Raw genomic sequence first — 13,271 nt, 5'->3', positions numbered from 1 at the left:
GGATCGTCACTTGGTGCACGAGCGCATCTTTCGTTTTCCCCCGAAAACCCCTATATACGACTGTCAACGACCAGAGGAGCTACACCTATCCGACCCCCGATGAACCGCCAGGCGCCGCCGATGAATGGCCCTCGCTTCAATGAATTCATCCAGTCCGCCAAGGTCCGCGTGATCGACCAGGACGGCGAGAACCTTGGCGTGATGTACACGCGCGAGGCGATGGAGCAGGCGCGCAAGGTCGGTCTCGATCTGGTCGAGGTGTCGCCCAACGCCGATCCGCCCGTCGCGAAGTTCCTCGATGTCGGCAAGTTCAAGTACGAGGCCCAGAAAAAGGCGAACCTCGCGCGCAAGTCGCAGAAGACGCAGGAGATCAAGGAGATCAAAATGCGTCCGAACATCGATGACCACGATTACGACACCAAGATGAAGAAGGTGCTCGAGTTCATCGACGAAGGCGACAAGGTCAAGATCACGCTCCGCTTCCGCGGCCGCGAGCTCAGCCACGGCCAGCTCGGCATGGCGCTGCTCCAGCGTGTCCAGGCCGATGTGACCGAGACCGCCAAGGTCGAGGCCTATCCGCGCATGGAAGGCCGTCAGATGCTGATGGTGCTCGCGCCGAAATAACGACCGATGTGCTTCCCCGGCGAAGGCCGGGGTCCAGCAAGACGGGCGGGGGATCGAAGCGCAGCGCGCGTTCCCGAAACCTGCGCTACTGGGCCCCGGCCCTTGCCGGGGAAACGAAGGATGTGGGCTAAGCCGCCTCCACCAGCCGCTCCCCCGCCGCCGCGCTGAGCAGGCGGCGCTCGATCGTGCGCAAGCGGCTGCCGGCCCCGATTTTCTCGCCCGTCAGATCGGTGAGATAAAACGTATCGACCGCACGCTCGCCATAGGTCGCGACATGCGCCGAGTGGATCGTCACCTTCGACTGAAACAGCGCGTGCGCCAATTGGTGGAGCAATGCGGGCCGGTCGCGCGCGTTGACCTCGATCACGGTAAAGCGGTTCGACGCCTTGTTGTCGATCAGCACGTTGGGCGCGATCGGAAACGCTTCAGCGCGCGTCCGTGGCAACGGCTTCGCCAGCAGCCGGTCGACCAGCTTGACGCGGTTCGCCAGCGCATCCTCGATCGCTTTCTTGAGGCGAAGGAGCTGGCCGTCCTCGTCGAACGGCCGTCCGACCGGATCCTGCACCAGGAAATTGTCGAGCGCCATGCCGTCGCGCGTGGTGTGGATCCGCGCGTCGATGATGTTCCCCCCGGCAATGCTGATCGCGCCCGCGATCCGGTAGAACAGCCCGGGATGGTCGGCCGCATAGACGGTGACGAGCGTCGCGCCGCGTTCGGGATAAACGCGCGCCGCGATCGAAAGCGCGGTCTCGCCTGCCTGCGCGATCAGCGCGGCATTGTCGGCGATGACGTCTTCGGGTTCGGCGACCCAATAGGGTTCGGGCAATTTGGCGACGAGTGCGTCGAACGTGGCATCGCTCCACTGCAGCGCATCCCGGAGCGCGATCTGCTTGGCGGCGATCCGCTCGGTCCGGCCCTTCTGCTTGTGGCCGAGCCGAAGCACTTCCTCGGCCGATTCGTACAGATCCGAGAGCAACTGACGCTTCCACCCGTTCCACACACCGGGGCCGACCGCGCGAATATCGACCACGGTCAGCACCAGCAGCAGGCGCAGCCGCTCGGGGCTTTGCACCACGGCGGTAAAATCGAGGATCGTCTTGAAGTCCGACAGGTCGCGCTTGAACGCGGTCGCGGACATCAGCAAATGCCAGCGCACCAACCACGAAACCGTTTCGGTTTCCGCCGGGCTCAACCCCAGGCGCGGGGCAAGCCGCTCGGCAACTTCGGCTCCCAGCACGGAATGGTCCCCACCGCGCCCCTTGGCGATATCATGGCACAGCACCGCGACATACAGCGCGCGGCGCGAGACGATCTGCTTGAGCAGCGCGGTGCACAACGGATGGTCCGCCGCGAGGATGCCGCGTTCGATCCGCGCGAGCAGCCCGATCGCGCGGATCGTATGCTCGTCGACGGTATAATGGTGGTACATGTCGAACTGCATCTGCGCGACGACGCGGCCGAAATCGGGAACGAAGCGGCCGAATACGCCCGTCTCGTTCATCCAGCGCAGCACCGTCTCTGGGTCGCGGTGGCTGGTCAGCACGTCGAGGAACAAGACGTTCGCGGTCGGATCCTGCCGGATCTCGTCGACGAGCTTCGCATCGCGCGACGCCGCGCGCATCGCGAGCGGGTGGATCTCTAGCTCGTGCTTGTCGGCCAGCGCGAACAGCTCGATCAGCCGTACCGGTTTTTCCGCGAGGAAATCGTCCGAGGGTAGCGCGAGCCGCCCGCGCACCAGCGTGAACCCGTTGAGCTTGCGCGGCGAACGCCGCAGCACCGGAAAACCGAAGCGCCGCCCGCGCGCTGCGAACTTCTCGTCGAGATGCGCGAGGAACACCCCCGTCAGGTCGCCCGCGGTGCGTGCCTGGAGGAAATAATAATGCATGAACCGCTCGACCTTGGATTTGCCGGGCCGGTCGGCGAAGCGCATCCGCTCGGCGATCTCGCGCTGGAGGTCGAAGGTGAGGCGGTCCTCGGCGCGGCCTGAAATCGCGTGGAGGTGGCAGCGCACCGCCCACAGGAAATTCTCGGCGCGGTGGAACTGGCGATATTCGTCGCGGCTGAGCAGCCCCGCCTCGACCAGCTCGCCCGGCTCGGTAACGTTGTAGGCGTACTTGCCGATCCAGAAGAGCGTGTGCAGGTCGCGCAGGCCGCCCTTGGCCTCCTTGACGTTGGGTTCGACGACGTAGCGCGTGTCTCCCATCTTGTGATGCCGCACGTCGCGCTCGGCGAGCTTGTCGGCGATGAACTGACGCGCGGTATCGGCCTGGACCTCGGTCTTGAAGCGCTGTGCCGCCTCGTCATACAGTGTCTGATCGCCCCACACGTAGCGGGCCTCGAGCAAGGCGGTGCGGATCGTCACGTCGCTCTTGGCCTGTCGCACCATCTCGTCGAGCGAGCGGCTGCTGTGGCCGATCTTCAGGCCCATGTCCCACATGGTGTAGAGCATCGCCTCGATCACCTGCTCGGCCCAGGGCGGCTGTTTGCCCGGGGTGAGGAAGCCGACGTCAATGTCCGAATAGGGTGCCATCTCGCCGCGCCCATAGCCGCCCACCGCGATGATCGTAATGCGTTCGCCGGTGGTGGGGTTGGGGTTGGGGTAGATCCGCTGGACCATGAAATCATAGAGCAGCCGTAGCAACTGATCGACCAGAAACGCCTGTGCCGCCGCGGCTTCCAACCCGCGCGAGGGATGTTCGATCAATCGTCGCCCGATCTCGGCGCGCCCCGCGTCGAGCGCCTGTTTGAGCAGCGCGAACGCGCTGGCACGCAGCGTGTTAGCGTCCCCTTCGAGCGCGGTGAGCGCGTCGGCGACGGTGCGCCGGTCGATGATCGAACGGCGCTGCGGAAGGGATTCAAAGCGAGGTGGCATTTTCGATAGATAGGATGTGCGTCATCGAACGTCACGCGGCTTGACGGACTCGCGCGCTTGGCCAAGGCTTGTTGCCATGACCAGACCCGCGCGGCGCCAGATCATCCAGATGGGCGGGTTCCCCGCAGTCAAGACGGGGGCACCGTCGCCCTATGCCGATCTCTATTACTGGGTGATGGAGATGAGCTGGCCGTGGTTTATCGCACTCGTCTCGGCGAGCTTCGTCGCGATCAACCTCGTGTTCGGGACACTCTATGCGTTGCTGCCGGGCGCGATCGGGACGATGGAGCCGGGGTCGGTGATCGACGGCTTCTTCTTTTCGGTCGATACGCTGGGGACGGTCGGGTACGGCGTGATGGCGCCGGTGACGCGGCTTGGCCATGCGATCGCCGCGGTCGAGATCCTGACCGGGCTGTTCTTTTCGGCGACGATCACCGGGCTGATCTTCGCGCGGTTCGCCCGCCCGCGCGAAAGCCTGCTGTTCAGCGACGTCGCGGTGATCGGGCGGTATCAGGGCAAGCGTGCGCTGATGGTGCGGGTCGCCTCGAAACGCTCGCGCCCGCTCGCCGACGTGACCGCGCAGATGAGCTGGCTGGAGCTGGTGCATGTCGGCGACGGTCGCACCTTCCGGCGGCTGAGCGAGTTGCCGCTGGTGCGCAACCAGAACCCGATGCTCGGGCTCGCATGGACTCTGGTACACATCCTCGACGATGACAGCCCGGTCCTTGCCGCGCTCGCGGACGATCGCGACCGGTTCATGCTGACCTTGTCGCTCAGCGGGATCGACACCTTGCTCGCCAGCCAGTCGCTGGGCGGAAAGCGGTATGCGCGCGAGACGGTGCGTGTCGATCACGAATTCGTCGACGTGATCAGCGACGAGAATGGCACGACGCACCTCGACCTGCGGCTGCTGCACGAGACCTTGCCGATCGCGGACGCGGTGCTGACGATCGATGCGGCGTGAGCGGGCGGCGGGGTTTGGCGGCAAGGCATGGGATGCGGGCGACATCCGGTCGTGGTGAGGAGATGGCATGACCGACACACCCAGCCCGACCCCACTCGACCGCCCGATCTGGCATAGCCTGACCGGACGGCAGGCCGCCCTCGCGCTCGGCGATGCGCGCGCGGTGCGGTTCCGGCCCGAGGTCAATCTGTTCGGAGAGGCGGCGGACGATTCGCCCGAAGCGTTGCGCGCATTGGTCGGATTGATCGAGGACGGCGAGACGCTCGGGCTGCTCGGGGTCGGCGCGGCGGCGGCGTTGCCGGGGACGGTCGTGGTGTCGGAACGGCGGCTGAACCAGATGGTCGCGACCCGGCTCCATAGGACGTCGCACGCGCTGGATATCGTGCCGCTGGGGGATGCCGACGCAGCCGAGATGCTGGCACTCGCGACGCTGACCGCGCCGGGACCGTTCTTTGTGGCGACGCATCTGCAGGGCGGCTATATTGGCGTGCGGCGCGGCGGCCGGCTGGTCGCGATGGCGGGCGAGCGGATGAAGGTGCCGGGGTTCAGCGAGATCAGCGCGGTGTGCACGCATCCCGACTATCGCGGGCAGGGCTTCGCGCGGGCGTTGATGGAAGCGGTGCTGGCACCTTTGCTGGAGCGCGGGGAAGGGGTGTTCCTGCACAGTTACGCGGACAACCCCGCGGTGGCGCTGTATCGCGCGCTGGGGTTCGAGGTGCGGCGGGAGATGACCTATACCGTGGTGGCGCGGGGGTGAATTGTCCCTGTCCGTTCGTTTCGAGCGAAGTCGAGAAACCTGCGCGGGTGCCGGGTTTCTCGACTACGCTCGAAACGAACGGTTGGGGGGGGCGCTTGGAGCTGATCCGCTACCCCCGCGCCAGCCCCTTCAACCGGTACAGCGTTTCCAAAGCCTCGCGCGGCGTCAGCGCGTCGACGTCCAGCGCCTCCACCTCGGCGCGGATCGCGTCGCATTCCTCTTCTTCCGCCTCGATCGCGGCGGCGAACAGCGGAAGGTCATCCAGCCCCGCCGCCAGCCCGCCGGTCTTGGCGCGCCCCGCCTCGAGCTTCGCCAGCACCGCCTTGGCGCGCGAGATCGTCACCGGCGGCAGCCCCGCGAGCCGCGCCACCGCCAGCCCGTAGGACCGGTCCGCCGGCCCCTCGGACACTTCGTGCAGAAGCACCAGCTCGCCCTTCCACTCGCGCGCGCGGACGTGGTGGAGCGTCAGCGCCTCGCAGCGCTCCGCAAGCCGGGTCAGCTCGTGATAATGCGTCGCGAACAGGCAGCGGCAGCGATTGTCGTCGTGGATCGCCTCGACCACCGCCCAGGCGATCGCGAGCCCGTCATAGGTCGACGTGCCGCGCCCGACTTCATCAAGAATCACGAAGCTGCGCGGCGTCGCCTGCGCGAGGATCGCGGCGGTCTCGACCATCTCAACCATGAAGGTCGAGCGCCCGCGCGCGAGATTGTCCGATGCGCCGACGCGGCTGAACAGGCGGTCGACCAGCCCGAGCGTCGCGGCGGTCGCGGGGACGAAGCTCCCCGCCTGCGCGAGCACCGCGATCGCGGCGTTCTGGCGCAGGAAGGTCGATTTGCCGCCCATGTTGGGCCCAGTGACGAGCCACAGCCGTGAATCCTCCGACAGCCGGCAGTCATTGGCAACGAACCGCTCGCCGCGTTTCGCGAGCGCATCCTCGACTACGGGGTGTCGTCCGCCGGTGATGTCGAAACAGGCGTGGTCGACCAGCTCGGGCCGCGCCCATCCGCCTTCGCAACCGCGCTCGGCAAGCGCTGCCGCAACATCGAGCCGCGCGAGCGCATCGGCGGTCGCTGCGATTGCCTCGCGCCGGTCGAGGGCGGCGGCGACCAGATCCTCGAGATGCGCCGCCTCCGCCGCGAGCGCATGCGCGCCCGCCTGCGTCACCTTGGCGGCGACTTCGTGGAGTTCGGACGCGTTGAAGCGCACCGCGCCCGCCATCGTCTGGCGGTGGATGAACCCGCTGTCGGGCTTCATCAGCCCGTCCGCCGAGCGCGCCGGCACTTCGATATGATAGCCGAGCACGCCGTTGTGGCGGATCTTGAGCTGCGCCACGCCGGTCCGGCTGCGGAACTCCGCCTCGAGCGCGGCGATCGCGCGTCGCCCGCCCGCTCCCGCATCGCGCAGATCGTCGAGCGCGGCGTCATAGCCCGCCGCGATATAGCCGCCGTCCGATGCATCGATCGGGGGCGCGGGAACCAGCGCGCGCGTCAGCAAGTCGATCAGCGCGCCATGTCCGCGCAGCCGGGGGGCGAGCTCGGTGAGCAGCGCAGGCGGCGCGGCGATGGTGCCGAGCCGTTCGCCGAGCCGCCATGCGCCGTCGAGTCCGTCGCGCAACTGCCCGAGATCGCGCGGGGAACCGCGCCCCGCCGCAAGCCGCCCGAGCGCGCGCCCGATATCCGCCATGCTGCGGAGCGTGCCCCGGAGCGACTCGCGCAGGCCGCTGTCGTCGCTCAGCAACGCGACGAGATCGAGCCGCGCTTCGATCAGTCCGCGCTCCATCAGCGGTGCGCCGATGTCCGCGCCGAGCAGCCGCGCGCCCGCCGCGGTCACTGTCCGGTCGATCGAATCGAGCAGGCTGCCCTTGCGCGCGCCGGTGGTGGTCTGGGTCAGTTCGAGGCTCTCGCGCGTCGCCGCGTCGATCGCCATGTGCTGCGCGCTGGCACCAAGCCGGGGCGGGCGCAGGAACGGCATTGCGCCTTTCGCGGTGTGGTCGAGATAGGCGACCAGCCCGCCCGCGGCCGACAGCGCGGCGCGGTCGAACTGCCCGAACCCGTCGAGCGTCGCGACCGCGTAGAGCGCCTTGAGCCGCGCCTCGCCGCGTCCACTGTCGAACTCGGCGCGCGGGCGGAGCATCGTCGCGAGTTCGGCGAAGTCGCTCGCGTCCGACGTGATTGTTTCGGCTGGCGCAAGGCGGGCGAGTTCGGCGGTGATCCCAGCGGGATCGCACGCGATCAGTTCGAACCGCCCGGTCGAAATGTCGGCGGCGGCGATCGCCACCGCGCCGCCTGCCTCGCCGATCGCGACGCACCAGTTTGCGCTGCGCGCGTCGAGCAGCGCTTCCTCGGTCAGCGTGCCGGCGGTGACGACCCGGACGATCGCCCGCGAAACCAATGTCTTGCCGCTGCGCTTCTTGGCCTCGGCGGGGCTTTCGGTCTGCTCGGCGATCGCGACGCGGTGTCCGGCCTTGATCAGCCGCGCGAGATAGCCGTCGGCGGCATGGACCGGTACGCCGCACATCGGGATCGGCACGCCGTGATGCTCGCCGCGCGCGGTCAGCGCGATGTCGAGGCAGGCGGCGGCGATCTTCGCATCATCGAAGAACAGCTCGAAGAAATCGCCCATCCGGTAGAACAACAGGCAATCCGCCGCCTCCGCCTTGAGCGTCAGATATTGCGCCATCATCGGCGTGGGGGCGGCGGTAGTCGGGGCAGGGGCGGGAGAAGCGGCGGGCATTGCCGCTGGGTAGCGAAGAAACCGCCGCGCGTCATGGGGCAGATGTCGGCGGGCGGGTTGTACAGGGTCTTTCTCCCCTCCCGTCATGCTGAACTCGTTTCAGCATCCACCGTGCAACAGGCCAGGACCGGACTTGCTGCGGGGTGGACCCTGAAACGAGTTCAAGGGGACGGCGGTTGAGGGGTTCGCGAAAACCCGGTCTCCCGCCTTCCGTCGCGCGGGACGATTGACCACTTCCGTCCCCGCCGACTTGGCCTCACCCGCCGTTGAGCATCGCGAAGACCGAATCGTACCGCCCCTCGCGCTCGGCATCGCGCAGGAACTTCACGCGTTCGACCGTATTCTCCGGCCCCTCTGGATTCGCCTCGAGCAACGCCATCGTCTCCGCGATATAGGCATCGAGCGGCATCGAATTGGGGTTGGTTGCCTGCCCCGGCATCAGGTCGGTCGCGACCGCGGGCGGGGCGATCTCGATCACGTCGATCCCGAGCCCGGCCACCTGCGATCGCAGCGACTGCGACCAGCTGTGGATCGCCGCCTTGGTTGCCGAATAGGTCGGCGTGACGACCAGCGGGACGAACGCCAGCCCGGACGAGACGGTCAGGATAGCGGCATTCGCCTGTTTGCGCAGGTGCGGGAGCAGCGCCGCGGTCAGCCGGATCGGGCCGAGCAGGTTGGTCGCGATCATCGCCTCGGCGTCGGTCAGGTCATAGCGGTCGGCCGCCATGTTCTCGGGCCGCATGATCCCGGCGTTGTGGATCACGGCGTTGAGCGCGGGATGATCCGCGACGACCTGCGCCGCGAAACGCGCGATGTCCGCCGCGTCCGCGACGTCGAGCAGGGCCGTGGCGATTCCGGGCAGGTCGCGGGCGAGCGCCGCGAGCGGTTCCGCGCGGCGGCCGGCAACGATCACCCGATTTCCCCGCGCGTGAAACTGTTCGGCAAGCGCACGGCCGATCCCCGAGCCGCCGCCCGTGATGAGAAGGGTGTTACCGGTCGTCTTCATGCGGCGTCTCCTGCGCGACTATAGCGCTGCAGATATGGCCTGGATGGTCTATCACAAGGCCGACCTGCCTGCCTCGCGCGCCAGCCTCGATCGCCGTAGCGTCGACTGAAGGCGTTCCCATCCGGGCAAACTCTGCTTAAGGCAGCGCTATTCAGGAGTGCGCCCCCCATGTCCGAAGAATCAAACGTCCAGTTTTCCGAGCGCGAGGCGCTGTTGTTCCACTCGGAAGGGCGGCCCGGCAAGATCGAGATCATCGCGTCCAAGCCGATGGCGACGCAGCGCGATCTTGCGTTGGCCTATTCGCCCGGGGTCGCGGTCCCGGTGCTCGCGATCGCCGCCGATCCGAGCCTTGCCTATGATTATACCGCAAAAGGCAATCTCGTCGCGGTCATCTCCAACGGGACCGCGATCCTCGGGCTGGGCAATCTCGGCGCGCTCGCGTCCAAGCCGGTGATGGAGGGCAAGGCCGTCCTGTTCAAACGCTTCGCCGACGTCGACGCGATCGACATCGAATTGAAGACCGAGGACCCGGACCGGCTGATCGACGCGATCGAGCTGATGGAGCCGAGCTTCGGCGGCATCAACCTCGAGGACATCAAGTCGCCCGAATGCTTCATCATCGAGCAGTCGCTGCGCGCCAAGATGAACATCCCGGTGTTCCACGACGACCAGCACGGCACCGCGATCATTTGCGCGGCGGGCCTCATCAACGCGCTGTTCCTGACCGGGCGCGACATCAAGACGACCCGGGTCGTGATGAACGGCGCGGGCGCGGCGGCGATCGCCTGCGCCGAGCTGATCAAGACGATGGGCCTGCCGAGCGACCATCTGACGATGATCGACCTGGGCGGGGTGATCTATCAGGGTCGCGAGGACATCAACCAGTGGCAGTCGGCGCATGCCGTCAACACGACCAAGCGGACCCGCGCCGAGGCGCTCGACGGAGCGGACGTGTTCATCGGGGTTTCGGCGGCGGGCGCATTGCCCGCGCACGAGCTGATGAAGATGGCGCCCAAGCCGATCATCTTTGCGATGGCGAATCCCGATCCCGAGATCACGCCGCCCGAGGCCAAGGCGGCGCGACCCGATGCGATCATCGCACCGGGCGTTCGGATTTCCCCAATCAGGTCAACAATGTTCTGTGCTTCCCGTTCATCTTCCGCGGTGCGCTCGACGTGCGAGCGACGACGATCAACGACGAGATGAAGCTCGCCGCCGCCCGCGCGCTGGCGGCACTCGCGCGGCAGCAGGTGCCCGAGGAAGTCGCGGTCGCGTACGGCGTGCACCACACCTTCGGCCCCGAATATATCATCCCGACGCCGTTCGATCCGCGGCTGATGGAGATCATTCCCGTCGCGGTCGCCAAGGCGGCGATGGATTCGGGTGTTGCAACCAAGCCGATCCTCGATCTCGAAGCGTATCGCGATAAACTGAAGGCCCGCCTCAACCCGACCACGTCGGTGCTGACGCTCGCCTATGAAGGCGCCAAGGCGCATCCCAAGCGCGTGCTGTTCGCCGAAGGCGAAGAGGAAGTCGTGCTGCGCGCGGCGATCGCGTTCAAGGATGGCGGCTATGGCACGCCGGTGCTGGTCGGGCGCGACGACGTGCCGGACCGGCTGCGCTCGCTCGGCGTCGCCGATCCCGACAGCTACGAATTGCACAACAGCCGCAATTCGCCGCTCGTCCCGCGGATGGTCGATTTCCTGTACGAACGCCTCCAGCGGCGCGGTTATCTGCGCCGCGACTGCGAGCGGATGATCAACCAGGATCGCAACATCTTCGGCGCGGTGCTGCTCCAGCTCGGTGAGGCGGATGCGATGATCACCGGCATCACCCGCACGTACGCGCATACGATGCGCGAGGTGCGCCGCGTGATCGACCCCGCCGAGGGGCGGATCCCGTTCGGGATCCATCTGATGGTCGGGCAGAGCCACACCGTGTTCATGGCGGACACGACGATCAACGAGCGTCCGTCGGCCGAGGAACTCGCCGACATCGCCGAACAGACCGCCTTGGTCGCACGCCGCATGGGGCATGAACCGCGGGTCGCGTTCCTCAGCTATTCGACCTTCGGTAACCCGGAGGGCAACTGGCTCGAGAACATCCGCGCCGCGGTTGGCGTGCTCGATTCGCGGCAGGTCGGGTTCGAATATGAGGGCGAAATGGCCCCCGACGTCGCGCTTAACCCGAAGCAGCTCGCGAATTATCCGTTCGCGCGGCTGTCGGGGCCAGCGAACGTGCTGATCATGCCGGGGCTGCAATCCGCCAACATCTCGGCGAAGCTGCTGCGCGAGCTTGGCGGCGACGCGGTGATCGGGCCGATGCTCGTCGGCATGGAAAAGTCGGTCCAGATCGCGCCGATGACCTCGACCGCGAGCGAACTGGTGACGCTCGCGGTGCTGGCGGCGGGCGGGATTGCGCGCTGAGCGACTCCGTCAGGTGGCGGACACCGGTGCGGGTGTCCGCCGGGGCGGGAGCGGGGCCGCCCTGAAATCGTCCAGGCCGGGCGCGTAGCGTTCGGGCAGGTCGCGGCCCAGTTCCAGATAGACCCGCCGTATGTCGGGCCGGTTCTCGATCCGGCGCAACATGTCGTCCTCGAGCGACACCGGCGGCAAATGGTTCGCCTTGGCGTATCGCGCCGCAGCCAGGCTGACCAGCGTTTCGGTATGGTCCTGCTGCTGCACGCGTTTCAGCCACCAATGCGCCTGCTCCTCGACCGAGCCCAGACATGCGACGGCGAGGTTCTGGGCGCCGAGATTGCCCCGGTACAGCGCATCCAGCCGTTGATGTTCGGCAACCGCCTTCGCGTGCTTTCCCAGACCCTCCAGCGCGCACGCGCGCAACGCGACGAAATAGCCCATCGTCGCCGGGCTCTCCACGTGGTCACTGGTCGGCATATGGTGATCGAGAACGTCGATCGCGCCAGCATAATCGCGCACGAACAGGAGGTGTCTGACAAGGTTCGGCGTGATATTCTCGCTGCCGACGGCGAGCGGAGCCGGAACGTTCAGGGCGGCGCGCATCCGCTTGATGGCCTCGGCGTGCTTGCCCTGCTCGGCCAGCCAGCGCCCCTGATGCATGATCGCCATGTTGCGGTCCCACGCAGTATCCGGCGTGGCCGGGGTCAACAGCCATTCTTCGATGAGATCGATCGCCTCCCGGTCGTGGCCCGTCTCCACCAATGCGTCGGCAAAGCGCAGCCGCGCCTCGTCCGTGTTCGAAATCTCGAACGCGGCGCGGGTCGCGGACAGCAGCGCGCGCCGCTGGACCGACAGGTCGCTGCCCGCCCATTGTTCGATCGCGGGCCAGATCGGCGCGAACTTGCGATCGATCAGCATGGCAATCCCGTCGCTCGGCGAAAGGATCGTCGGCAGGAGTTGCGTCGCGCCCGCCGTATCGGCGGCGCGCAACCGGTTCACGATGGCGATCGTGGTGTATCTCGAGAGCGTGGAAGGGTCGTTTCGCGGGTATCCGGCGGCTACCAGCCCGGCGATCAGGTCGTTCGCGACGCTGCCTTGGTCGATGTACCGGAGCCGCCGGTCGATGGTGCCCATTGTTCCGGGGTCGACCGCATCGAGCCCGGACGCATGCTGGGCGGCGGCGTGCATCAACAGCCGCGCGGCTTCGACCGGTCGCTGGTGGGTCGATTCGTCGAGAGCGATCGGAATCAGGACATTCGGGTCGTCCGGACGCAATTGCCGGCATTGGTCATACCCCGCCCGCGACTCCGTCGGGCGTTCCATCGCGTCCAGCAGGGCCGCGCGCGTGCACACCACCTGACCGCGAAACGCGGTCGGTTGTGGCAGCAACGCCAGCGCGCGATCGAGGATGGCCAGACCGGCCGCCTGACTCGGCGCCGTGCCATATTGAGCGAGCACCGGCAGCGCAGACTGGTCGCTCGGGAGCGGCTGGGGATCTGTCTGTTGTCCCCAGGCAACACCGATGTTTGCCGTCGCCGCCAGAACAACCAGAAGAGAAATCATGCGCACGTCGTGGTGTCCCCTTTGCCACGGGATGATCGTGCGATGGTGCCTGACCGTTGAGTTCGCAGCAATATCCCGTTGGCGTTCAAGGCCGATCGCTAACCTGCCCCGCCGCGGGACGTGGTCGATCCCGGTGCGAGCGGGTGGCCGGCCTGTCCCGCGCGCTCGGCAGCGTCGCGATGGTTTGACCGGGGGTATAGCGGATCGGGGCATGATCCGGCGTGTCGGCACCTCCGCCGGATCGCCAACCCCCGGGGTCGAGCGGCCGCGTGCGGCGATGGAATAGCGCGAAGGGGCGGTGGCCCGGTCTTTCGAAAGCCAGGGCGGGTTC

Annotated in this window: 8 protein-coding genes and 1 pseudogene; 5 read left to right on the top strand and 4 right to left on the bottom strand. The window is 67.2% G+C overall.

The window, feature by feature from the left end; genetic code table 11:
- Positions 1-120 precede the first annotated feature (120 nt).
- Positions 121-624, top strand: coding sequence for a translation initiation factor IF-3 (gene infC, locus RI03_RS15560; RefSeq protein WP_238542404.1), 504 nt, complete (start codon positions 121-123; stop codon positions 622-624).
- 127 nt (positions 625-751) lie between these two features.
- Here infC and RI03_RS15555 read toward each other — a convergent pair whose 3' ends face one another.
- The gene (locus RI03_RS15555) at positions 752-3,496 is read right to left on the bottom strand and encodes a [protein-PII] uridylyltransferase (RefSeq protein WP_010218467.1); all 2,745 of its coding nucleotides are present in this window, start codon (positions 3,494-3,496) and stop codon (positions 752-754) included.
- Positions 3,497-3,572: 76 nt separating this feature from the next.
- On the opposite strand from RI03_RS15555, the gene RI03_RS15550 reads away from it, so the two are divergent.
- Entirely contained in the window at positions 3,573-4,460 is an 888-nt protein-coding gene (locus tag RI03_RS15550) for an ion channel (RefSeq protein ID WP_010218466.1), read from the top strand.
- A gap of 67 nt (positions 4,461-4,527) precedes the next feature.
- Entirely contained in the window at positions 4,528-5,217 is a 690-nt protein-coding gene (locus tag RI03_RS15545) for a GNAT family N-acetyltransferase (protein WP_010218465.1), read from the top strand.
- A gap of 109 nt (positions 5,218-5,326) precedes the next feature.
- On the opposite strand, the gene mutS is transcribed toward RI03_RS15545, so the two are convergent.
- A complete protein-coding gene (gene mutS / locus RI03_RS15540; RefSeq protein WP_010218464.1) occupies positions 5,327-7,900 on the bottom strand; it encodes a DNA mismatch repair protein MutS in 2,574 nt (857 codons plus the stop codon).
- A 307-nt stretch (positions 7,901-8,207) separates the two neighbouring features.
- Complete coding sequence (locus RI03_RS15535) at positions 8,208-8,957, bottom strand: SDR family oxidoreductase (protein ID WP_010218463.1); 750 nt, start codon at positions 8,955-8,957, stop codon at positions 8,208-8,210.
- A gap of 168 nt (positions 8,958-9,125) precedes the next feature.
- Between RI03_RS15535 and RI03_RS24735 the strand changes: the two are divergent.
- Positions 9,126-10,162: pseudogene (locus tag RI03_RS24735) on the top strand (malic enzyme-like NAD(P)-binding protein); the annotation flags it as partial.
- Positions 10,160-11,383: a phosphate acyltransferase gene (locus RI03_RS24730; protein ID WP_338009640.1), complete on the top strand. Its 1,224-nt coding sequence runs from the start codon at positions 10,160-10,162 to the stop codon at positions 11,381-11,383. The pseudogene RI03_RS24735 and the gene RI03_RS24730, both read left to right, overlap by 3 nt.
- Positions 11,384-11,392: 9 nt before the next feature.
- On the opposite strand, the gene RI03_RS15525 is transcribed toward RI03_RS24730, so the two are convergent.
- Positions 11,393-13,171 (bottom strand): hypothetical protein, encoded by a 1,779-nt coding sequence (locus tag RI03_RS15525; protein ID WP_238542403.1) that lies wholly within the window; start codon positions 13,169-13,171, stop codon positions 11,393-11,395.
- Between the last annotated feature and the right edge of the window lie 100 nt (positions 13,172-13,271).

The sequence above is a fragment of the Sphingomonas sp. PAMC 26621 genome, assembly GCF_000251145.1.
Classification (GTDB): Bacteria; Pseudomonadota; Alphaproteobacteria; order Sphingomonadales; family Sphingomonadaceae; genus Sphingomonas.
Note: the sequence above shows the minus strand (reverse complement) of the source record. Positions and strands in the feature narration are given on the sequence as shown.